17 protein-coding genes are annotated in these 23,255 nt (G+C 66.1%); 7 read left to right on the top strand and 10 right to left on the bottom strand.

Annotated features, from left to right (window positions below; genetic code table 11):
* The first annotated feature begins 21 nt into the window (after positions 1–21).
* The 3 genes from ACS8YF_RS12185 to ACS8YF_RS12195 are packed head-to-tail and all read left to right on the top strand — an operon-like array spanning position 22 to position 2,964.
* A complete protein-coding gene (locus tag ACS8YF_RS12185) occupies positions 22–1,185 on the top strand; it encodes an NAD(P) transhydrogenase subunit alpha (protein WP_440850473.1) in 1,164 nt (387 codons plus the stop codon).
* A 20-nt stretch (positions 1,186–1,205) separates the two neighbouring features.
* The gene (locus ACS8YF_RS12190) at positions 1,206–1,514 is read left to right on the top strand and encodes an NAD(P) transhydrogenase subunit alpha (RefSeq protein ID WP_440850474.1); all 309 of its coding nucleotides are present in this window, start codon (positions 1,206–1,208) and stop codon (positions 1,512–1,514) included.
* 10 nt (positions 1,515–1,524) lie between these two features.
* Complete coding sequence (locus tag ACS8YF_RS12195) at positions 1,525–2,964, top strand: NAD(P)(+) transhydrogenase (Re/Si-specific) subunit beta (protein ID WP_440850475.1); 1,440 nt, start codon at positions 1,525–1,527, stop codon at positions 2,962–2,964.
* Between the two features lie 32 nt (positions 2,965–2,996).
* On the opposite strand, the gene ACS8YF_RS12200 is transcribed toward ACS8YF_RS12195, so the two are convergent.
* Positions 2,997–3,440 carry an OsmC family protein gene (locus ACS8YF_RS12200; protein ID WP_440850476.1) on the bottom strand — a complete coding sequence of 148 codons (444 nt, stop codon included), beginning with the start codon at positions 3,438–3,440 and terminating at the stop codon, positions 2,997–2,999.
* A 129-nt stretch (positions 3,441–3,569) separates the two neighbouring features.
* Here ACS8YF_RS12200 and ACS8YF_RS12205 point away from each other — a divergent pair, with 129 nt between their 5' ends.
* Positions 3,570–4,757 (top strand): acetate/propionate family kinase, encoded by a 1,188-nt coding sequence (locus ACS8YF_RS12205; protein ID WP_440850477.1) that lies wholly within the window; start codon positions 3,570–3,572, stop codon positions 4,755–4,757.
* Positions 4,758–4,771: 14 nt separating this feature from the next.
* On the opposite strand, the gene ACS8YF_RS12210 is transcribed toward ACS8YF_RS12205, so the two are convergent.
* The 5 genes from ACS8YF_RS12210 to ACS8YF_RS12230 form a co-directional block, all read right to left on the bottom strand.
* Positions 4,772–6,349, bottom strand: coding sequence for an AAA family ATPase (locus ACS8YF_RS12210; protein WP_440850478.1), 1,578 nt, complete (start codon positions 6,347–6,349; stop codon positions 4,772–4,774).
* Entirely contained in the window at positions 6,346–7,377 is a 1,032-nt protein-coding gene (locus ACS8YF_RS12215; RefSeq protein WP_440850479.1) for a zinc-dependent alcohol dehydrogenase family protein, read from the bottom strand. Before ACS8YF_RS12215 ends, ACS8YF_RS12210 begins: the two co-directional genes overlap by 4 nt.
* A 41-nt stretch (positions 7,378–7,418) precedes the next feature.
* Entirely contained in the window at positions 7,419–8,444 is a 1,026-nt protein-coding gene (gene adhP, locus ACS8YF_RS12220) for an alcohol dehydrogenase AdhP (protein WP_440850480.1), read from the bottom strand.
* Between the two features lie 279 nt (positions 8,445–8,723).
* The gene (locus ACS8YF_RS12225; protein WP_440850481.1) at positions 8,724–9,395 is read right to left on the bottom strand and encodes a methyltransferase family protein; all 672 of its coding nucleotides are present in this window, start codon (positions 9,393–9,395) and stop codon (positions 8,724–8,726) included.
* 392 nt (positions 9,396–9,787) lie between these two features.
* A complete protein-coding gene (locus tag ACS8YF_RS12230; protein WP_440850482.1) occupies positions 9,788–10,888 on the bottom strand; it encodes a branched-chain amino acid aminotransferase in 1,101 nt (366 codons plus the stop codon).
* Between the two features lie 258 nt (positions 10,889–11,146).
* Between ACS8YF_RS12230 and ACS8YF_RS12235 the strand changes: the two genes are divergently transcribed.
* Both ACS8YF_RS12235 and thpD read left to right on the top strand, forming a co-directional pair.
* Positions 11,147–11,626, top strand: a complete 480-nt coding sequence (locus tag ACS8YF_RS12235; protein ID WP_440850483.1) for an Hsp20/alpha crystallin family protein — start codon at positions 11,147–11,149, stop codon at positions 11,624–11,626.
* A 244-nt stretch (positions 11,627–11,870) separates the two neighbouring features.
* Positions 11,871–12,791 carry an ectoine hydroxylase gene (gene thpD, locus ACS8YF_RS12240; protein ID WP_440850484.1) on the top strand — a complete coding sequence of 307 codons (921 nt, stop codon included), beginning with the start codon at positions 11,871–11,873 and terminating at the stop codon, positions 12,789–12,791.
* Between the two features lie 176 nt (positions 12,792–12,967).
* Here the strand turns inward: thpD and ACS8YF_RS12245 are convergent, their stop codons facing one another.
* From ACS8YF_RS12245 to ACS8YF_RS12260, 4 genes are read right to left on the bottom strand one after another with little or no spacing between them, the layout of a single operon-like run.
* Positions 12,968–16,036 carry an efflux RND transporter permease subunit gene (locus tag ACS8YF_RS12245; RefSeq protein WP_440850485.1) on the bottom strand — a complete coding sequence of 1,023 codons (3,069 nt, stop codon included), beginning with the start codon at positions 16,034–16,036 and terminating at the stop codon, positions 12,968–12,970.
* A 17-nt stretch (positions 16,037–16,053) separates the two neighbouring features.
* Positions 16,054–19,185 carry a multidrug efflux RND transporter permease subunit gene (locus ACS8YF_RS12250; RefSeq protein WP_440850486.1) on the bottom strand — a complete coding sequence of 1,044 codons (3,132 nt, stop codon included), beginning with the start codon at positions 19,183–19,185 and terminating at the stop codon, positions 16,054–16,056.
* The gene (locus ACS8YF_RS12255) at positions 19,185–20,447 is read right to left on the bottom strand and encodes an efflux RND transporter periplasmic adaptor subunit (RefSeq protein WP_440850487.1); all 1,263 of its coding nucleotides are present in this window, start codon (positions 20,445–20,447) and stop codon (positions 19,185–19,187) included. Before ACS8YF_RS12255 ends, ACS8YF_RS12250 begins: the two co-directional genes overlap by 1 nt.
* Before the next feature lie 27 nt (positions 20,448–20,474).
* Positions 20,475–22,034 carry an efflux transporter outer membrane subunit gene (locus tag ACS8YF_RS12260; RefSeq protein WP_440850488.1) on the bottom strand — a complete coding sequence of 520 codons (1,560 nt, stop codon included), beginning with the start codon at positions 22,032–22,034 and terminating at the stop codon, positions 20,475–20,477.
* Between the two features lie 383 nt (positions 22,035–22,417).
* Between ACS8YF_RS12260 and ACS8YF_RS12265 the strand changes: the two genes are divergently transcribed.
* Positions 22,418–22,828, top strand: coding sequence for an Hsp20/alpha crystallin family protein (locus ACS8YF_RS12265; RefSeq protein WP_440850489.1), 411 nt, complete (start codon positions 22,418–22,420; stop codon positions 22,826–22,828).
* The last annotated feature ends 427 nt before the right edge of the window (positions 22,829–23,255 follow it).

Below are 23,255 nucleotides of genomic sequence, written 5' to 3' on the forward strand. Positions count from 1 at the left end.
GCCTCATCGCGGGCACACGGCATGATCGATCCTGATTTGTGGACCAGCCCGACAGGTGACGTGGTGATTCGAGTCGCGGTATTGCGTGAGACCGAGCCCGGTGAGCGTCGCGTGGCGATGGTGCCGGCGGTGGCCCAGCGGTTGGCCCGATGGGGCTGCAGGCTGGCCTTGCAGGCCGGCGCCGGGGCGGCCATGGGCTGTCGCGACGAGGCGTTTGCCGGAGTGGAGATCGTGGATGACATCCCGGCGCTGGTCAGTGCCGCGGATATCGTGCTCGCCGTCCAGCTGCCGGAACCCGGTGTCATCGAGGCCATGCGCGAGGGCAGCCTGCTGATCTGCTTCGCTCACGGCGGCGCAACAACCGCGCCGGCGCTGGCGCGGCTTGCCGCGCGCCATGTCATCTGTCTGGCGATGGAGCGCGTGCCGCGGATCAGCCGCGCGCAGGGCATCGATGCCTTGTCGAGCCAGGCCGCGCTCGCCGGCTATTACGCGCCGCTGCTGGGCGCGACCCAAATGGGGCGGATTCTGCCGCGCATGACCACGGCTGCCGGGTCCCTGCAGCCGGCCTCGGTGCTGGTGATGGGCTTGGGTGTGGCGGGTTTGCAGGCCATCGCCACGGCGCACCGGCTGGGCGCGGTGGTCGCGGGTTACGACGTACGCCCGGAAACACGCGCCGAGGCCGCTTCGCTCGGCGCCCGCTTCGTCGATACCGGCGTGGAGGCCAGCGGCGAGGGTGGTTACGCCCGGGAACTGACGCCCGCGGAGAAGGAAACCGTCGCCCGGGCCGTGACCCGGCATATTCAGGCCGCGGATATGGTAATCACCACCGCGGCCGTGCCGGGCCGCCCGGCGCCGGAGCTCATCAGCACCGAACAGGCGGCCGGCATGAAGCCGGGGGCCGTGATCGTCGATCTGGCCGCCGACAGTGGCGGCAACTGTGCGCTGAGCCGGCCCGGCGAGACCGTGCGCCAGGGCGGCGTCACCGTGATCGCGCCGTGCAACGTGCCGTCGATGCTGGCCGAGCACGCCAGCGAACTGTACGCCCACAACCTGCGCAACCTGCTCGAACTATTGATCGTCGACGGCGAACTCGCCCCGGACTGGACCGACGAGGTGCTGGCCGCCATGCGCCTGCGGGGCACGGCCGAGCCGGCCCGCGCGAGTGCCGCTGTCACTGCCGAATAACGCATCGACTCGAGGCCCGTATGGACGCACAACTGACCATCGGCGGCGTGATCGCCCTGTATATCTTTCTGCTGGCGGTATTCACCGGCTACGAGGTGATCGCCCGGGTACCGGCGATTCTGCACACGCCGCTCATGTCCGGTTCCAATTTCGTGCACGGAATCGTGGTGGTGGGGGCGCTGTATGCACTGCTCGATGCCCATTCCGTTGTCGGCATGGCCATCGGTTTCATCGGCGTGCTGTTGGGCTCGGCCAACGTGGCGGGTGCCTACGTGGTCACCGAGCGCATGCTGCAGATGTTCAAACCCAGCGATCGCAAGCCGGGTTGAGGAACCACCCGTGAATATACAACTGTGCATCGAACTGGCCGGTCTCGTCGCCGCCTTCCTGCTGATCTATGGACTCAAGCGCATGTCGTCGCCGGTCACGGCGCACGGCGGCATCGTGCTCGCGGGTGTGGGCATGCTGGTGGTGATCGTGGCCAGTTTCTTCCACGTGCTGGATGTCCCGGCGGCGGCGCGGGCCGGGCTGGGGCTGAAAATCGGGCTGGCCGCGCTCGCGCTGGCGCTCGGCCTGGGCTGGGCGGGGTGGACCGGCCGCCGCGTGGCGATCACGGCCATGCCGCAGATGGTGGCGCTCTACAACGGCATGGGCGGCGGCGCCGCGGCGGCGATCGCGGCGGCCGAGCTGGTCGCCGGCACCGGCACGGGTCTGGCGCACTGGGGCGTCACGCTGCTCGGTGCCGCCATCGGTTCGATATCGTTATCGGGCTCGGTCGTGGCCTGGGCCAAGCTCGATGGCCGGCTGGGCGCACCCTGGCGCGTGCGCGGACAACAGTTCATCAACGCCGGCGTGCTGGCGGCCCTGGTGCTGCTCGGCGCCGGTATCCTGATCATGCCGGGCGGCGCCGGAACGTCGGCGCTCGCCGTGTTGTTCTTTGGGGCCGCGTTCGCGCTCGGTGTTCTGGTGACGCTGCCGATCGGCGGGGCCGATATGCCGGTGGTGATTTCACTCTACAACGCCTTCACTGGCCTGGCGGTGGGTCTGGATGGATATGTGCTCGGCAATCCGGTGCTGATGATCGCCGGTATGGTGGTCGGCTCGGCCGGCACCCTGCTCACGCTGTTGATGGCACGCGCCATGAACCGCTCGGTGCGCAACGTGTTGTTCAGCAATTTCGGCGATATCGCCGAAGCGTCCGGCGAGGCGATGAGCGGCCGTCTCAAGCCCACGGAAGCCAGCGACGCCGCCATCGCCATGCGTTATGCGGGCAAGGTGATCATCGCGCCCGGCTATGGGTTGGCGGCGGCCCAGGCGCAGCACAAGCTGTATGAATTGGTGAAACTGCTGCAGGCCGCGGGCGTGGCCGTGAAATTTGCCATTCACCCGGTGGCGGGCCGTATGCCGGGGCATATGGATGTGCTGCTGGCCGAGGCCGGCGTGCCCTACGACCTGCTCTATGAGCGCGATGACATCAATGCGGAATTCGCCGACACCGATATCGCGCTGGTGATTGGAGCAAACGATGTGGTCAACCCCGCGGCGCGCACCGAGAAATCGTCGCCGATCTACGGCATGCCGATTCTCGATGTCGATCGGGCGCATCAGATCTATGTGATCAAGCGGGGCCAGGGCAAGGGCTATGCCGGGGTGGAGAATGCATTGTTCTATGCCGACAACTGCAACATGGTGTACGGCGATGCCCAGGCCGTGCTTACCCGGATGGTCCAGGCGATCAAGGCATTGGGTGAGGACGCCGCGCCGGATCGCGCGGCGTGATGGGCGCCGGTGGATGTCGGTACCGCGGCCGATCAGGCGTCTTCGATCACCTCGATACGCGGCTCGAGCTGGATGTCGGCGGTCAGCGAATTGGTGACCAGACAGGCCGTTTCGGCCTTGTCCAGACACTGACGCGCCAGGTGCTCGTCGGCCGCGTCGCGGACCACCAGATGCGGTTTCACGGTGAGGCGCGAAAAATGGTTGCGGCCCTCGTGGCGTTCCAGCACGCCGTGGACGTCGCACTCGATGCGCGCCCAATCGAGCCTGGAGGCGCGCGCGACGCCGCGGAACGTGAGCACGAAACAGCCGGCCACGGCGGCCATCAGCAGGGTCTCGGGCGACCAGTAGCCGGCCGGGCCATCGAATTCCGGCGGCGCGGTGGCCGCGAGTTCGGGCAGTCCATCGGCGCCGAGGCGAATCTCGCCTTCCGTCGAACCCCGGGCATGGACGTGATAATGATGAGGAAGTGATTGCATGGGACGCTCTACCTGGTGCGAAAATCCAACGATAGGCCGTGTGCATTCACCCGGCGTTGACGTGCGTCAATGGGCGGCGCGAATGGCCGCCCCGGTGTGCCGTCGGCGCGCCAGCGCAGGCAGTCGCGCGTGAGCTATCTGGTCGTCAATGCGGGCTCGTCGTCGCTGAAGATGGCGCTGTTCGGCCGTGTCCGCGGCGGGGCGCTGGTGCGTCATCTGCGCGCATTCGTCGACTATCACGACACTCCTGCCCGCCTGCACTTGTGCGATGCCGAGGGACGGTTGCGCCGGGAAACGGATCTGCCCGATGGCCCCGAACGTCTCCCCGCGGCGCTCGAACGGGTGCTGGCCACATGCGAAGACAGCGCCGGTGGGGCGGCCCTGACGGCGGTCGGCCACCGCGTGGTGCATGGCGGAACGCGCTTTGCCGCGCCGGTGCGCATCGATTCCGCCAGCTTGGCCGCGCTGGAAACGCTGGTGCCGCTCGCGCCCCAGCACCAACCGCATAACCTGGCCGGTATCCGCACCATCGCGCGCCTTCATCCCCCGCTGGCACAGGTTGCGTGCTTCGATACCGCGTTTCATCGCAGCCAGCCGATGGTGGCGCAACGATTCGCATTGCCGCGACACTGGTTCGAGCAGGGGGTCCGGCGCTACGGTTTTCACGGTCTGTCATACGAATACATCGCCGGCCGTCTGCACGCGATCGATCCGGCGGCGGCCCGGGGACGCGTGATCGTGGCGCATCTGGGGCACGGCGCGAGCCTGTGCGCGCTGGACGCTGGCCGCAGTGTGGCCACGTCGATGGGCTTCAGTACGCTCGACGGTCTGCCGATGGGCACGCGCTGCGGCGCGCTGGATGCCGGCGTTCTGCTGTACTTGCTGCAGCAGGCGGGGCAGTCGGTGGGCGATATCGACGATATGCTTTATAACCGTTCGGGCCTGCTGGGTGTGTCGGGCTTGAGCGACGACATGCGGGCGCTATTGGCCAGCGACACACCGCAAGCGGCCGAAGCGGTTGCGTTGTTCGTTCATCGCTGCGTGTGCGAGATCGGTGCCATGGCGGCAGCGCTCGGCGGTGTCGATGCGCTGGTGTTCACGGGCGGGATTGGCGAGCATGCGGGGCCGATCCGCGACCGAATCCTCGCCGCGCTGGCCTGGCTGGGCGTGGCAATCGATCGCGCCGCGAATGCCGCCGATGCGTTGCGGATCAGCACCCGCGACAGTGCGGTGCGCGCCTGGGTGATTCCGACCGACGAGGAACAGCAGATCGCACGTCACTGCGAGCGCCTGATCGCAGCCGACGGCACCGCTTGAGCTGCCGGCGTCGATCAAGCGCTGGCCCGGGCTTCGAGCGACTCGAATAGCGCGCTCAATTCGCTGAATGCGCCCGAGGTACACAGGGCGTCTTCGCGCTCGTGCCGCGCCAGCGGGTGATAGTTGGTGAGTTGGTGGTCCAGAATGTGCGTATCGGCATCGGAGGCATCCGACGTGCCGCGGGCCTGTATACGGCGACGCGCGGTTTCCGGCGACACATCCATGTCGAGGATATGAAACGGGCAGTCCGCCTCGTGGGCGACAGCGCGCGCGGCCTGTCGTTGATCGCGATCGAGAAAGGTGGCGTCGAGAATGACCGGCCATCCACCGCGCAGCGCCGTCTGTGCGAGTTCGAACAGGCGCTGGTAGGTGGCCGCCGAGGTCTGCGCGTCGTACAGGCCGTGGCCGGGCGCGTCGGCCGGGTGGGTGAGCGGGCAAATCCCGTGCATGCGCTTGCGCTCGATGTCCGAGCGAATGCGGATGTAGCCGAAATGCTCGGCCACGCGTTGCGCCGCCCAGCTCTTGCCGGAACCGGAGACGCCGTGGGTGATGACGAGCCGCGGCCGCGCCATCGACAGCGCATGCGCGGTATCGAGATAGCGCGGCCGGTCGCGATCGGTGTCGGGGCGGTCGCCGGTGAGTCGCGCCACCTTTTCGCGTACCAGCGCGCGATGTACGAGGTAGGGCCGCAACACGGCCAGCCCGTCGTAATCGCCGGTGATCTCGAGATAGTGGTTGAGAAACCGATGCCCGGCTTCGGCCAGACCGTGGGCATGCAGATCCATGAGCGTGAACGCCATGTCGTCCATGACGTCGAGCCAGCGCAATGCGGGGTCGAACTCGACGCAGTCGAAGGCCTCCCAGCGCCCGGCCCGGAAGATCAGGTTGGCCAGATGCATGTCGCCATGGCATTCGCGCACGAAACCGTCGGCCCGGCGGTGCGCGAGTTCGGGCGCCGCGTCGGCGAAGCAATCGCGCAGCCAGGCGTTCAATGACGCGAATGCGGGATTGGCGGCCGGATCGAGCAGCGCAGCGAGTTCATCGAGGTTGGCCCGTGCGGCGGTCATGATCGAGTCCGCACTGCCATAGCGGGTTTCGGGCGGGCCGGTCGGGGCGTTTTCGTGGTAGCGGGCAATGGTGGCGGCGAGCCCGTCGACGGCTTCAGCGGTGATCCGTCCGGATCGCGCACAGGCGTCGCCCTGGGCTTCCGGGGCGAATCGCGCCATCTGGACCGCATATTCGAGCACCGGCCCGTCGCCGCGAAAGCCCGGCCCGTCGTCGCCGTCGCGTATCGCCACGCAGCCGAGATAGAGGTCGGGCGCGAACCGCCGATTCAGCTGAATCTCGGCTTCGCAGCAAGCGCGCCGCCGCGCCAGCGTGCTGTAGTCCACGAACGCCAGTTTCAGTGCCTTCTTGATCTTGTAGACATAGTCGCCGGCCAGCAGCAGTGTCGAAATATGGGTGTCGATGCGCACCACCGTATCCACGGGGTGCGCATAGCATGCCGGCGAGCAGAGGGCATCGATCACCTGCTGCTGTGTCGCGCGGGCGTCGAGGCCGTCATGGTGGTCGAGGCTATCGTCCGTGGTCATGATCGCGATTCCTCCGCGCGTGGATCCTGGGCGTCGTGGCCATTGGTGAGCAGGACGGCGGCGCCTTCGAGCCGCCCGTCGCGCAGCGCGCTCAATGCCTCGTTTGCCTGCTCCAGGTCATAAGCCGTGGTCGTGGTCTGAATAGGAATCCGGCCCGCGAGTTCGAAGAATTCCTCGCCGTCGCGGCGTGTCAGGTTGGCGACCGAGCGCAGCGTGCGTTCTTCCCAGAGCAGGCGATAGGCGAAGCTCGGGATGTCGCTCATGTGGATGCCGGCGCAGACCACTACGCCGCCCTTGTCGGTCGCGGCGAGCGCGGCGGGCACGAGGGCGCCGACCGGGGCGAAGATCAGTGCGGCGTCGAGTTTTTCGGGCGGCTGTGTTTCCGAGTCGCCGGCCCAGACGGCACCGAGCCCGCGGGCAAAATCCTGGCCCGCGGCGTCGCCCGGGCGGGTAAAGGCGTAGACGTTCTGACCATGAAAACGCGCCACCTGGATCGCGATATGGGCCGCCGCGCCGAAGCCGTAGAAGCCGATATTCCGGGCCTTGCCGGCCATACGCCAGGCCCGATAGCCGATCAGCCCGGCGCAGAGCAGCGGCGCAGCGGCCTGGTCGCTGAATACCGCCGGGATGGGGAAGCAGAAGCCGGCGTCGGCGACGGCATAATCGGCGTACCCGCCATCGATCTGATAGCCGGTGAAGCGCGCGCGGTCGCAAAGATTCTCCCGCCCGCTCAAACAGAACGTGCACTCGCCGCAGGTCCAGCCGAGCCAGGGCACGCCGACACGGGCGCCGATGCCGATGTCGGCCACGCCATCGCCGACGGCCGCGACCGTGCCGACGATTTCGTGCCCGGGCACGAGCGCGGCGGCGGGCTCGGGCAACTCGCCGTCGACGACATGCAGATCGGTGCGGCAGACCCCGCAGGCATGCACCCGGATCAGCAACTCGCCGGCACCAGGTTCGGGCCGGGCGCGGGCTGGGTCGAGGCGAAGCGGCCGGCCGGGCGCTTCGAGAACCATGGCGCGCATATCGCATCCTCCGGACTGGGTTTCAGGATGGGAGCCCTGTGCTACATGCGAATGACCATACGCCCATCGACCGTGCCGGCGGCAAGGTCGGCGAACACATCGTTGATGTTTTCCAGCCGCGTTTCATGGATATGCGGGCGTACGTGGCCATCCGCCGCGAAGGCCAGCGCCTCGGCCATGTCCTTGCGGGTGCCGACGATCGAGCCGCGGATCGTGAGGCGCTTGAGCACGACGTCGAAAATCGGCGTCTTGAACTCGCCCGGCGGCAGACCGTTCAGGGCAATGGTGCCGCGCCGCCGGACCAGCGACAGGGCCTGGTTGAAGGCCGGCACCGACACCGCGGTCACCAGCACGCCATGCGCGCCGCCGCCGGTTTCATCGATGACCTGCTCGACGGCCGTGGCGTCGGTGGCATCGACCGCGACATCCGCGCCCAGATCCCGCGCCAGGGCCAGCTTGTCGGCGGTCACGTCGAGCGCGACCACGTGCAGCCCCATCGCCTTGGCGTACTGGATCGCGACATGGCCGAGCCCGCCGACGCCGGAGATGGCCACCCATTCGCCCGGTTTGGCCTCGGTTTCCTTCAGGCCCTTGTAGGTGGTGATGCCGGCGCAGAGAACGGGGGCGATGGAAAGAAAGTCGACGTTGTCCGGCAGGCGCGCGACATAGTCGGCATGCCCGATGGCGTATTCGGCGAAGCTGCCGTTGACCGTGTAGCCGCTCATGTTCTGGGTTTCGCACAGCGTCTCCCATCCGGTAATGCAGTGTTCACAGCGTCCGCAGGCATCGTGCAGCCAGGCAATGCCAACGGCGTCGCCTTCCTTGAGATGCGTCACGCCCGGGCCCACGCGAGCGACGATGCCGGCGCCTTCATGGCCCGGCACGAACGGCGGCGTGGGCTTGACCGGCCAGTCGCCGTTGGCCGCGTGCAGGTCGGTATGGCAGATGCCGCTGGCCATGATCTTGACCAGCACCTCGTTCGGGCCGGGTTCCGGAATCGGAATTTCGTCGAGCGTCAGCGGCTGGCCGAAGGTGCGCACCACGGCGGCGTTCATCATCTGCGTCATGTCGTCATCCTCTGGAGAGACAAAATCCGACATCGACGTTATCGCCGTCGCGCCATGGCGCTGTTGATCGAGATCAACGCCGATGCGCGGCGTCGCCCGGTACAGGAAGGAGTGAACCGGTTCGCCATCGGCCGCGCCGCCAGTACGCCGAACATGTTCGCGAGGTCGAGCGCGAGGCGTTGCCCTTATGGTTGCCTGGATCCGGCGGCGCCGGAACCATGGGGCAAGGGCCGCGACCCTGTCGGCCGTTTTGCCAGAGCGGCTTTCGGCGCCGCGGCTTCAGCCGAGTCCGATGATGATCAGCGCCACGATTCCGGCGACCGGCCAGATCAGCTCGTGGTTCGCGCGCACGCAGGCCCAGGAGAAACGCTGGGTGTCGCCACTGCGCCAGGGCGTCAGCCGGGGGAAGAAATCCGGCACGTGGGCCGCGTGTTCATCCACGGCGGGCCCGAACAGCTCGCGTAGCTTGCCGTACTCGCGACGATACTTGCGCGGCATGTAGTGCCTGAAAAACACATACAGCCCCGCGATCCCGGCCATCCAGATGGCGAGCCCCTGATAGTCGTAGGGGTTGCCGGCCGCGATGAACAGCCCGGTCATGACCAGCGCCGAGCCCACGTACGCCGGATTGCGGGTGTGCGCATACGGTCCGGTGGTGATGACGTTCTGGTTCTTGCGTAGATGGCCGAAGGTCCAGATACGCAACAGCAGCCCGAGGACCACGATCACGCTGCCGAACGCGAACGTTGGCGGCCAGGGCGCGGCAAACAGCAACAGCCCCAGTGCTGCGACGTAGGCCAACAGCACCCGCGGCGTCAGCCGGCGCGCCCGCAGACGCGTGATCAGATCGGCGTTCTGCATCGAGTTCTCGTCGGGATAGATTCGATGCGCGCCCTTGCCGGCATTCCGACGGCGCGACGGGCGTGACGTATCGCGCTTCGCATGGGTCATAACGGTCCTCCCGGGCGTGCTGGCTCGCGCAATACTGGGGGTTAATGTGTGCGTATTTCGTTCAGGTTTCGTTTTATTTTCGTAATATTGAATCGGAACGGATGGTGCACCAGACACGACTTCCGGCGGGTCGCCATGGCCAGAAGGGTCATGTGGCGGTTGTGAACGGTGCGCTCGGCCGATGCCGGTTGCCATGGATGACGGCCATGGGATGACGCTCGGTTTCGACCCGCGGTGGCCTGTCGCCGCATGACCGGATACGGCGCGTCGCCGGGCCTTCCGGAATGCGCAAGAATGCCTCGACACCCATCGCGCGAACGCACCGTGCCGACCTTCGCGCGTGATGACGAGATCGCCCCGGCCGGCGGTCGACGCCCGGGGCGACGGCGCTATCAGGCCAGACGCGTGAGCCAGCCGTGCTTGTCCTCGGCACGGCCGTACTGCAGGTCGAGCAAGGCCTTGCGCAGCCGCTGGGCGACTTCGCCGTTGCCGCGCTCGGGGTCGCCGATGGTGTCGTGTTCGGTCATCAACGCACCGATGGTCGTGATCACGGCGGCGGTGCCGCAGGCGAAGACCTCGCTGATCTCACCGCTGTTCACCCCGTCACGCCATTCGTCGATGCTGATGGCGCGCTGTTCGGGCTGCAGGCCGATTTCCCTGGCCAGCGTGAGCACCGAATCGCGCGTCACACCCTCGAGAATGGTGCCGGTCAGGGCGGGCGTGACCAGACGGCCGTCGCGGTAGACGAAGAACAGGTTCATCCCGCCCAGTTCCTCGACCCACTTGTTTTCCGCGGCATCGAGAAACGCCACCTGCTCGCAGCCGTGGTCGATCGCTTCCTGCTGGGCGACCAGCGAGGCGGCATAATTGCCGCCGCACTTGGCTGCGCCCGTGCCGCCGGGGGCGGCGCGATTGTAATGCGACGACAGCCAGATGGAGATCGGCTTGCCGGCGCCCTTGAAGTATGAGGCGGCGGGCGAGGCGATGACGTAGTAATCCACTGCCGCGGCCGGCTTCACGCCCAGGAAACGGCCGTTCGCAATCATGAACGGCCGGATATAGAGGCTGCATTCCTCGCGTTCGTCGCGCGGGGTGGGCACCCAGGCGCTGTCCTGCTCGATCAGCGCGCGAATGGACTCGACGAACGTCTGGTCGTCGAGCTCCGGCAACGCCAGTCGGCGGGCCGATTGCCGGAAGCGCGCGGCGTTGCGCGTCGGACGGAATCCCCACACCGAGCCGTCGGCATGCCGGTAGGCCTTCAGGCCCTCAAAGATTTCCTGGGCGTAATGCAGCACCGGGGAAGCCGGGTCCAGGGTCAGGGGACCATAGGGACGCACTTCACATGCGTGCCAGCCCTGTTCGGCGGTCCAGCGAGCATGACTCATATGATCGCTGAAGTGCCGGCCGAAACCCGGGTCGGCCAGAATCGTGTCGCGCACGTGGCTCGCCACCGGTGTTGTATTGGGTCGGAAGGAAAAACGGGACGTGGACACTACGAATACTCCCCACAAGTCGAAAGCCGGCGCCAACGCCTGATGATAAAGGATGGCCTGGCGGGCGTCTGCGCCGCGCCGGATGATGTCTGCAAAGTGAAGCAGTATGCCGGAGGCCGGGCAGGCACGAAACAGCCGGGGCGTGCGGGCGATCGGGTACAAAAAAACGATCAAGTAACTATTGAAATGTTGGCCGTCGTCCCCAAGCTCCGGAGTAGAGAAACAGGCTCAGCAAGCCAGCAACAAAGGAGGGTAACTATGGCCATTCAGCGTTATGAACCGTCGACTCTTCTGCAGCAGTTCAACGACGAAATCAACCGCATGTTCCACGGCCAGGCGGATGACGTGCCGGCGGTCTACGGTGGCAGCTGGCGTCCGGCCATCGATATCCATGAAAGCGACGAGGCCTACCTGATCGACGCCGAAGTGCCGGGCATCGATCCCGGGGATATCGAGATCACGCTGCGCAATGGCGTGCTGACATTGAGCGGCGAACGCAACTATCACTACGACAGCGCGCAGGATAAGCCGGACGACGAATCCGGTAACACGGGCCACATGACGCGTCACGTCGAGCGCCGCTATGGGCGTTTCGTACGCCGCTTCACGCTGCCGGACACCGCGGATGCGGATGCGGTGGAAGCCCATGCCGAGAACGGCGTGTTGCAGGTGACGGTGCCGAAAAAGGCCCAGAGCCAGCCACGCCGTATCGAGGTCAAGTCCACGACCTCGAACTGATTGTCGGCGGACGCCGGGACGGGGCCCTCTGGGCCCCGTTTCTTTTTGCCGCCGGCGGGCGGCCCGGCCGGTTGGTAAGCCATGGTTGCTTTCGTTAGCATTTCGTAACAAACAGGGCATGGACACGACGCGCGCGGCAGCGGTTTCGCGGGCGGGGCCGACGTTTGTCGTCTTTGGTCTGCCGGCCGCACCGCGACCGCTGTGCTCGACGCGCACGAGTCAGGTGATCACGGAGGACGCAAGCATGCGCAACGACGATTACGTCAGCCGTACCGAACAGCCTTTGCCGCGCCACAACCGGCGCGATCCGGTGGTGCACTCGGGGCCGAGCGAGCGCTGGAACGGCCCGCTCGGCGAGGTGGCGCTGTCGGCCTTCGAGCGCGACGGTTTTCTGTGGTTCGAGGGGTTCTTCTCCCAGGATCGCGTGGCGCCGTTCTTCAAGGAACTCGAACAGATGAGCCATGATCCGGAACTTCTGGAGTCCGAGGGCGTCATTCGCGATCCGAAAAGCGGTGCGATTCGTTCGGTGTTCGACATGCACCGCATCTCGCCGCGCTTTGACGAGTTGACCCGCGACGCGCGCATCCTCGGCATGGTTCAGCAGCTGCTGGGGGGCGACGTCTACATTCATCAGTCGCGGATCAACGACAAATACGGCTTTCAGGGTTCCGGCTTCGACTGGCACTCGGACTTTGAAACCTGGCACGCCGAGGACGGCATGCCGCGCATGCGCGCGATCAGCGCGTCGATCATGCTCACCGACAACAACGAGTTCAATGGCCCGCTGATGCTCATCCCGGGCTCCCACCACGAGTTCGTGCCCTGCCAGGGGGCCACGCCGGACGAGAACTGGAAGAGCTCCCTGAAGATGCAGGAAACCGGCGTGCCGAGCCAGCAGAACCTGCAGGAACTGGTCAATCGCGGCGGTATCACTGCGCCCAAGGGCCCGGCCGGTTCGCTGTTGTTATTCGAATGCAATGTGCTGCATGCCTCGAACGCGAACATGTCGCCCTGGCCGCGTTCGAACCTGTTCTTCGTCTACAACAGCGTACACAACGTGCTGGAGGAACCGTTCGCGGCCAAACGGGCACGACCGTCGTTTCTGGCCAATCGGGAAACCCCGGAACCGCTGCATCTGTACGACCCGTATGCGCAACTGCGCTGAAGCCGGAGCGAACCCGAACACGTCCAGCAGTAACGCCGGTCCGAGCGCCGGCGTTTTTTGACATCACCGGTGGCGGGCCCGGTGGGCGCTGTTGCCCGGCCCGCCGCCACGGCCGGCTCGTGTCCGACGGGGCCGGGGCCTTGGCGCCGGCCTGCCCGGCTACAGGCCTGACCGTGTCATGCCGTTGGCATGCGCCGTCGTCGGCGCATGCGATCCATGACCAGATAGATCGCAGGTGTCGTGTAAATCGTGAGCAGCTGCGAGACGATCAGGCCGCCGATGATGGTGATGCCCAGCGGGCGTCGCAGTTCCGAGCCGGGCCCGGACGCAATCAGTAGTGGTACGGCGCCCAGCACGGCCGCGAGGGTGGTCATCGTGATCGGGCGGAAACGTTCGCGGGCCGCTTCGAAGATGGCTTTTTCCGGTGTCCAGCCGCGCTTGCGCTCGCCTTCGAGCGCGAAGTCGACCAGCATGATGCCGTTCTTCTTGACGATGCCGATCAGCAGCACGATGCCGATCACTGGCATGAGCGAGAGCTCGGTGCCGGTCAGGTACAGGGCAAGCATCGCGCCCAGGCCGGCCGATGGCAGGGTCGAGAGGATGGTCAGCGGATGAATCAGGCTCTCGTAGAGAATGCCCAGCACGAGATAGACCGAGATCAACGCGGCACCGATCAGCAGCAGTTCGTGGCCGGCGCTGGCCGGATTGCTGCTGCCGAGATCGACGTGGATGTCGGGCGGGGCGTGCAGTGCGCCCATCGCGGTCTGGATCGCGCTCCGGGCCACGCCCATGGTGGCCCCGGGCGCGAGGTTGTAGCTGAAAGTTACCGACGGGTACTGGCCATCGTGGTGTACCGACAACGGGGCCGTGCCGATACGCATTGTCGTGACCGCCGACAGCGGCACCTGGCTGCCGTCTTCGGCGGTCACGTCGATGCGATGAACATCGGCCACTTCACGCTGCAGATCGGGCGTGATGCCGAGGACCACCTTGTATTGATTGCTCTCGGTATAGATGGTCGAGATCTGGCGCTGCGAAAAGGCGTCGTTGAGGGCGGAATCGATGGCCGTGGCACTGACATGCAGGCGCGCGGCGGCCGTGCGATCGATCTGTAGATTGACCTGCGGGCCGCCCTCATCCCGATCGGTGGAGACATCGGCCAGCTGCGGTATCCCGCGCAGCCGTGCCAGCACCCGGGGCGTCCATGTCGATAACAGGTTGAGGTCCGGGCTCCAGAGGGTGAACTGATAATTGCCCTTGTCACTGTGATGCACGCCCGTGGGCAGCGCCTGGATCGCGCTCAGGAACGTGCGGGCGTCCTTGACCTGGGCCAGCTTTGGCCGCAGGCGGGCAATGATCTGTTGCGCCGTGGCCGTGCGTTCATCCGTAGGCTTCAACGCCACGAACAGGCGTGCCTGGTTGGCGCCGCCGCGGCTCGATGAGCCGACACTATCGCCGACATGCGCCACCGCCGGGTCCGAAAGCACGATATTGCGCACGCGTTTTTCGATCGCCACCATGCGATCGAAGGAGGCATCCGGCGCGCCCTGGGTGATGCCGATCAGGAGGTCCGCATCGCCGGCCGGAATGAAGCTCTTGGGCAGATGCATGAACAATGCCCCCATCAGCACCAGGGCCAGCCCGGTGACGCCCATCATCAGCCAGCGCTGGTTGATGACATGCCGCAGGCTGGCGCTGTAGACGCCGTTGAGCCAGCCCAGAGCGGGTTCCAGCAGGCGATCGAGCCGGGTTTCGCCGAGCCTCGGCGCACGCCGGATGAAACGGCTGCAGATCATCGGCGTGACGGTCAGCGAAACCAGCGCCGAAACGGCAATCGCGAATACCAGGGTCAGCGAGAATTCGCGCAGCAGCCGCCCGGCGATGCCGCTCATCAGCACCAGCGGGCTGAAGGCCGCGATCAGGGAGAGGCTGATCGAGACCACGGTGAAGCCGATCTGCCTGGCGCCGGCGAACGCCGCACGCAGCGGGCGCATGCCGGCTTCGAGATTGCGGTAGACGTTCTCGATCATCACGATCGCATCGTCGACCACGAAGCCGACGGAAATGGTCAGCGCCATCAGCGACAGGTTGTCCAGCGAGAAGCCGCACAACCACATCAATACCGCGGTGCCGGCCAGTGACAGCGGCACGGTGATGCCGGCGGCGATCGTCGGCACGCCGCGGCGCAGGAACAGCAGCACCACCAGCATGACCAGCGCGATGCTGGCCATGAGCGTGAACTGCAGATCGTCGACGCTCGCGTGGATGGTGGTGGTGCGGTCGGAGAAGGTGGATATCTTCACCCCGCTCGGCACCCAGTGATCGAGCGTCGGCAGCATCGCCTTGATGCGATCGACCGTGGCGACCACATTGGCGCCGCTGGATTGATGGATGATCAACAGGACCGCGGGCTTGCCGTCGTAGGAGCCCGTCTGCAGGCGGTCGCGGGTGCCCGCCGATACGTGCGCCACATCGGATAATGGCACCAGCGTGCCATCGGCCTTCTTGATCGGTATCGCGCGATAGTCGTCCACCGAGCGCAGGGCGCCGTTGGTGGCGATGCTCAGACGACGTCGGGGGCCGTCGAAACTGCCCAGCGGGGTGTCGACGTTGGCGTGGACGATCGCCTGGCGCACTACATCGAGGCCCACGCCCATAGCGGCGAGCTTGCCGGGCTGCATGGCCACGCGCACGGCCGGCTGCTCGGCGCCGGTTACCGAGACATCGGAGACGCCCTGTACCTGCGCGATGCGCTGGGCGATTACGGTGTCGGCGACGTCGTAGAGATCGCTCGGCGGCATCGTTTTCGAGGTGAGCGCGAGGATGAGGATGGGAAAGGCCGAGGGGTTGATCTTGCGCAGATGCGGCGTGCGCGACAGATTGCCCGGCAGATCGGCCTGGGCCGCGTTGATCGCCGACTGCACATCCTGGGCCGCGCCGTCCACGCTGCGGCTCAGCGCGAACTGGATCATGATGTTGGTGGAACCGAGCGTGCTCGTGGAGCTCAGCGCGGTGACGCCGGGTATGGCGCCCAGGCGGCGTTCCAGCGGGGCGGCAACCGTGGCCGCCACCGTCTCGGGACTCGCGCCCGGCAGGCTGGCGGATACCGTGATGATCGGCAGATCCACCGATGGCAGGCTTGCTACCGGCAGGTAGAGATAGCTCACCGTGCCGAGCAGCAACAGGCCGAAAGCCAGCAGACAGGTGCCGATCGGGTGCCGTATGGACGGAGCCGAAATATTCATCGCGTGGCCGGCTTCGGTCAGCGGATCGGCGGCGCCAGGCCGCGACCGCGTTGCTCATGGTTGCCCAGATAACGCCCGACGCGCGAGCGCGCGAGCCTGTCCTTGACGCCGTCCATGTACAGGTAGATGACCGGTGTCGTATAGAGCGTCATCACCTGCGACAACAGCAGCCCGCCGATGATGGTCACGCCCAGCGGCACCCGCAGTTCCGAGCCCACGTTGTGTGCCAGCGCCAGGGGCAGGGCGCCGAGCAGGGCGGCCAGCGTGGTCATCATGATCGGCCGGAAGCGGCGCAGGGCGGCCTCGAATATCGCCGCCTCCGGCGCCAGGCCGCGTTCGCGTTCGGCATCGAGCGCGAAGTCGATCATCATGATCGCGTTCTTCTTGACGATGCCCATCAACAGGATGATGCCGATCAGCGCGACCACCGACAGGTCGTAGCCGAGCAGGGACAGCGCCAGCAGGGCGCCGACGCCGGCCGAGGGCAGGGTGGTGAGGATCGTGAACGGATGGATGAAGCTCTCGTAGAGCACGCCGAGCACGATGTAGATGACGATAATCGCCGCGAGAATCAGCCAGGGTTCGACCGCCAGCGACTTGGCGAACTCGGCGGCGCTGCCGACGAACGTACCCTGGATCGCGGCCGGCATGCCGATCGATTGCTCGGTATTCTGGATGGCGTTGATCGCTTCGCCGAGCGAGGTGCCCGGCGCCAGATCGAAGTTCAGCGTGGCCGCCGGAAACTGTTCCTCGTGCTGGATGGCCAGCGGCGCGGTCACCAGATGCGTGTTGGCCACCGCGCGCAGCGGGACCTGGGCCCCGTCGCTGGTGGGCACGTACAGATCCGACAGCACCGAGGGGTCGGAGCGGTAGCGCGGCGCCGCCTCCAGAACCACGCGATACTGGTTGGCCTGGCCGAAGATGGTCGAGATCTGGCGCTGGCCGAAGGCGTCGTAGAGCGTGTCGTTGATCGACTGCATGGTTACGCCCAGCCGTCCGGCCGCATTGCGGTCCACATCGATCTGCACGCGCTCGCCGATGTTGTCGATGTCCGACGAGACATTGCGGACCCGGGCCACGTGCTGCAGCGCCGCGGTGAGACGGTGCGACCACTGGGTCAAGCGGCGGGCGTCGCTGTCGGTCAGCACATACTGGTATTGCGTCGGCCCGCTCGTGGTGGCGATCTGAATGCTCTGTACCGCCTTGAACACCACATTGACGCCCGGGATGTTCGCCACGCGCCGGTTGAGGTCGTCGATCGTGGTGTCGATAGCATCACCGCGATCCGCCTGCGGCTTGAGCACGATCGACATACTGCCGGTGTTGGGTGTGGCGTTGCTCGAACTCACGCCAACCGTCGAGGTCACCGCGGCGACATCGGGATCGCGTCGCACCGCGGCATCGACCCGGGCCTGGATCTTTTGCATGGCATCGAACGACACCGACGGGTCGGCACGGGTCTGAGCGGTCAGCAGACCGGTGTCCTCCTGCGGCAGGAAGCCCTTCGGCACGAGAATGTAGAGCAGTATCGTGAGCGCCAGCGTGGCGATGGTCACCCATAGCGTCGCCGCCCGGTGCGCCAGCACCCAGCGCAGGCTGCGCTGGTAGCCATCGGTCAGGCGGGTCACGGCGCGGTCGGCCGCGCGCGCCAGGCGCCCGGGCTCGCGTGTTTTCGTCGACAGCAGCCGGGCGCACATCATCGGCGTCAGTGTCAGCGACACCACGGCCGAGACCAGGACCGATACTGACAACGTCAGCGCGAACTCGCGGAACAGGCGCCCGACGATCCCGGGCATCAGCAACAGCGGGATGAACACGGCGATCAGCGACAACGTCAGCGAGATCACGGTGAAGGCGATTTCGCCCGAGCCCTTGTAGGCGGCCCGCATCGGCGATTCGCCCGCCTCCAGATGACGCACGATGTTCTCGATCATCACGATGGCGTCATCGACCACGAAGCCGGTGGCGATGGTCAGTGCCATCAATGAGAGATTGTCGAGCGAAAAACCGGCGAACCACATCACCCCGAAGGTGGCGATCAGCGACAGGGGCAGCGCGACGCCGGCGATGAGCGTGGCGCTCACGCTGCGCAGAAACAGCAGCACCACCATCACCACGAGGGCCACGGATAGCAACAGGGTCAACTGGACGTCGCGCACCGATGCACGGATCGTGCCCGTGCGGTCGGACACGATCTGCATGTTCACGCCGCTGGGCACGGCTGAGCGCAGCGCCGGAAGCCGCGCCTTGAGCGCATCGACGGTCTGAACCACGTTGGCGCCCGGCTGACGCTGGACATCCAGCACCACCGCCGGCGTGCCGTTGAAGCTGGCCGCGACCCTGTTGTTCTCAACGCCCGAGACGACTTTCGCGACGTTGTCCAGACGCACCGGCGCACCGTTCTTGTAGGCGACGATGACGTTGCGATAAGCCGCGGCATCGGCGAGCTGATCGTTGGCGCCGATGGTGTACGCCTTGACCGCGCCCGAGAGCGAGCCCTTGGGCTGGTTGGTGTTGGCCGCGGAGATCGCGCTGCGCAGGGTCTCCAGCCCGAGCCCGTAGGAGGCCAGCTGCGGCAGATTGGCCTGGATGCGCACCGCCGGGCGAATGCCGCCCTCGACGGTGACGTGCCCGACCCCGCTGACCTCGCTCAGGCGCTGGGCGAGCAGTGTGTCGGCGACATCGCTGAGGCGTTCGATCGGCAGGTTCTTCGAGGTCAGTGCGATCGTCAGGATCGGGGTGTCGGCCGGATTGACCTTCGAGTAGCTCGGCGGATAGGGCAGGTTGTTCGGCAGATTGCCGTTGGCCTCGTTGATGGCATCCTGCACGTCCTGCGCGGCGGCATCGATGTCGCGCCCGAGCACGAATTGCAGCGTGATCTCGCTGCGGCCCATGGCGCTGGTCGACGTCATGTTGGCCAGGCCCTGAATCTGGCCGAGCTGGTGCTCCAGCGGCGCCGTGAGCAGACGCGAGACGGTATCGGCGCTGGCGCCGGGCAGGCGCGTGGTCACCTGAATGGTCGGAAAATCCACCTGCGGCAGCGACGAGATCGGCAGAAAACGATAGCCGAGAATGCCCGACAGCAGCACCGCCAGCGCCAGCAGCGACGTGGCGATCGGCCGGCTGATGAACGCGTCTGAGACGCGCATCAGGGCTTCGCCTTGCCTTTATGCCGGGTGGGCGCGGCATCGTCGCGATCGCTATTGTCGTCAGCGCGACCGGAATCCGCTTTGTGGCCGATCTCCTGCGCGGCTTGGGCTGACGGCGAACGGGACTGTGCCTGGCCGGCGTCGACCTTGACCTTGGCCCCGTCGGAAAGCTGCCCGAAGCCGGCGGTGATCACGGCCTGGCCGGGTTGCACGCCCTGGGCGATCACGGCCCGGGTCTCGTCCTGCTGGGTGACGGTCACCGAATGCATCTCGGCCGTGCCGTTCTTGCCGACTTCATAAACGAAGGCGCCGTTCGGGCCTTGCTGGACGGCGGCGACCGGGACCACGGTCGCATTGTCCAGCGTGCCCACCTGCAGGCGGACATTGACGAACTGTCCGGGCCAGAGTTGCTGGTTCGCGTTGGGCAATATGGCCTTGAGCTTGATCGTGCCGGTGGTGGTGTCGACCTGGTTGTTGATCACTTCCAGGTGCCCGGTATCCAGCACCTTGTCGCCGTCGGCGCCGACTACCCGCACGGTCAGCCGCCCCTTGGCGGCGGCTGACCGGACCTTGGCGACGTCGTCCGAGGGCAGGGTGAACACCGCAGCGATCGGCTGCAGCTGGGTGATGACGACGATATCGGTGCTGCTGGCCGACACGATATTGCCTTCATCCACCATGCGGATCCCCGTGCGCCCGGTGATCGGGGCCACCACCGAGGTATAGCCGAGCGTGGCCCGCGCGCTGTCGACCGCGGCCTGGTCCGATTGCACCTGGGCGATATCCTGGCGCACGGTGGCGCGTGCCTGGTCGGCCTGCTGTTTCGACACGTAATTGGTTTTCGCCAGCTTGGCGTAGCGCTTGAGATCCAGCCGGGCGTTGGCCAGCCCGGCCCGATCCATGGCGAGCTTGGCCTTGGCCTGTTCGAGATCTGCCTTGTAGGTGGTCGGATCGATCTTGGCAATCACGTCGCCCTTGTCGACTTCCTGGCCTTCCTTGAAATTCAGGCTCAGGAGCTTGCCCCCGACCTGCGGTTGTACCGTAACCGTCTGATACGCCTGAACCGTGCCCACGCCGTTGAGGATCACCGGCACGTTTTGCGTGACAGCCTTGGCCGTCAGCACGGGCACGCCGCCCGCGCCACCGCCGAACCGGCCGTGCCCGCGCGCCGATTTGCCGTGATGCGCCGACAGGCCGAACCAGATCAGTCCGGCCAGCGCGGCCAGCATGAGCAGGCCGACGAACACACGTTTTCTAGTCATCGTCTTTCCTTGCAGGCGGCACGTCGCTCAGAACCGCGGCATTTCCGCATAGCTTTTCGATTGCTTGGCGGTTTTTTGATCCCAGCCGCCGCCGAGCGCCTGATACAGGCTGACGGTGGCGTTGAGCCGGGCCTGACGGGTCTGGGCCAGCGCGTCGCGCGCGTTGAACAGCGTCTTTTCGGTATTGAGCACCGTGGTGACGTCGGTGATGCCTTGCTTCAGCCGCGCGCGTGAAATATCCAGCGCGCGCTTGGCCAGCTTGACCGCCTGTTGCTGGCGTTTTTCCTGTTCGGTGGTCTGGCGAATGTCGGTCAAGGCGTTGTCCACATCCTCGAAGGCGCTGAGCACATCGCTTTGGTAATTGGCCAGCAGTTCGTCATAGCGCCCGCGGCTGACGGCGAGCTGTCCGCGCAGTTGACCGCCCTGGAAGATCGGCTGGGTGATGGTGCCGGCCAGCGAATAGAATTCGTTGAGCGGGTTGAACAGCCCGTTCAGGGTCGCGTTCTGCCAACCGCCCTGGGCGCTCAGATCGAATGTCGGGAACAGGGCGGCCTTGGACGACGACACATCCGAGCGCGCGGCGGCGAGCTGGGCGCGTGCGTGGGCGATATCCGGCCGGCGCGTCAGCAGGGTGGAGGGCAGCCCGGCGTCGATCGACGGCACGTTGATTTTCGACGGCGTCGTGATGGCCAGATCGAGCTGTGCCGGCGCTTCGCCGAGCAGAACCGCCAGCGCATTGATGTTCTGCTGCAGCTGCTGCCGGATCGGTGGAATCGCGGCCAACTGGTTCGCCACCTGCGTCTGTTGCTGCGCGACATCGAGCGCGGTGCCGATGCCGACCTGGAGCTGTGCCTGCAAAGCCTTGAGCAGATCGCGCGCAACGCCGAGGTTGTGCTGCGCGATGCGCAGCCGGTCCTTGAGCGTGACGATGGTGAAGTAAGTAGTGGCAACGCTCGATTCCACACTCAGCGCCACCGTCGCCTTGTCATAGCGGCTGGCCAGTGCGGACTGGCGCGCCGAGTTCAGCGCACTGCGGTTCTTGCCCCAGAAGTCGAGCTCGTAACTGGCACTCAGGGCGGCCTGGTAGTTGGTGCGTGTCGTCGAGCCGGACGACAACACGCTGGTCGTACCGCCGTTGCCGTTGGGTAACGCATACGAACTGCTTTGCGAACCCGCGCCCTGATAGCTGCGGGTGCCCGAGCCCTTCGCGCTCAGACTCGGGAACAGCGGCGCGCCGGATACACGGATCTGCGCGTCCGCCTGGGCGACCCGGGCAGCGGCCGCGGCGATGTTGTAATTGGCGGCGCGCGCCCGCGACATGAGCCGGTTCAGTTCCGGCGAGCCGAAATTCCGCCACCAGTTTGGCGACGGCCATACCGGGGCCTTGCCCGCGGCTCCGCCCTTGTTCGCGCCGCGATATTGTGCCGGGGCGATTGATTTCGGCGTCGGCACGTTCGGCGGCAGAACGCAGCCGGCCAGCGCCAGCAGTATCACCCCGGCAATGGGACGGCGCGTATGCTTGGGCCAGGCACGCAGGAGGGCAGCGACCGCCTCGCAATGACGCCGGTCTGATAAAGCGAAGGTCATGGTGAGGGATATTACAGCGCCCGATATGGCGCGCCGTTGTCAGGGGGGCACAAGTTTGTCGCAGAGTATGTCGAATACGTCGGCTGACATAAAACGATACAAAGGTGGGGATGGAATAGCCGCGGCCGTTGAATAGGGGCGAAAGAGCGTTCGGTGTCCGCTGGGCGCGCGATCGTGCTCGCTGAACGGGGCTACCTGGTGTCTGGCCAAGGCCGCGCCCCGCGGGCCTGTTTGGTCTGGATACCGCGTTTGGCGTCCCGACGCCGGGGTGCGCGCTTTGAATGCGCGCGAGGGTTGACCGAGATCAAGCGGCCGGCGGGCTACCTGGCGCATGGTCGCGATTCAGGAGTGAGGTCGCTTGATCGAAGTTACAGGAGATGACCATGGACCTGATGACGTGGAACCCGTTGCGCGAAATTGACGACATGTTCAGGCGCGGCGATGCGCGAGCGCTTGACCGGAACGACTGGATGCCGGCCGTCGATATTCGCGAGAAGAAGAAGGAATATGTGATTCGCGCCGAACTGCCGGGGGTGAATCGAGATGATATTCACCTGACGGTGGACAAGGGCATTATGAAACTGTCCGGCGAAAGACGCTGGGAGCATGAGGAGAAGGACGAAAAGCAGCATCGACGAGAAAGCTTCTATGGACAGTTCGCTCGCAGTTTCAGTCTTCCCGGGAACGCGGATGCACAAAAGATCCATGCGAAGTACCGCGACGGCCTGGTTGAGATTCGGCTTCCGAAGACCGCTGAAAGCGCTGTCGAAAAAACAGAGGTCGTGATCGAGTAATCGTGCCCCCACACTGCGGCTTGGCGGCACGTTGTCGCGGTTCTGTTTTGGCTTGCTGCTATTTCAGGCGAGCTCGTGCCGCCGTCCTTTTCCCGCTGGACGAGGCGTCCATGAGCCTCCACGAACCAACGGCCGCGCCGGATTGCGGCGTGGCGGCGATTCCCGGGCCCGGGCAGGATGACTCGGCGCTAACGCGCCTCGCCCTTCGGGCCGGTGGCGCTGCGCGCCCCCGTTCGGCCTCGCGCTGCGAGGCCGTCGAACCTGGCTTGTTATCTGTCGCAGGTTCGAATGGGCTTCGTTTTGGCCATGAAAAACGCGTGCTTGCGGGTTCTTAATTATTTGGTGCGCCCGGCAGGATGACTCGGCGCTAACGCGCCTCGCCCTTCGGGCCGGTGGCGCTGCGCGCCCCCGTTCGGCCTCGCGCTGC

Source organism: Salinisphaera sp. SWV1 (genome assembly GCF_052044155.1).
Taxonomy (GTDB): Bacteria; Pseudomonadota; Gammaproteobacteria; order Nevskiales; family Salinisphaeraceae; genus Salinisphaera.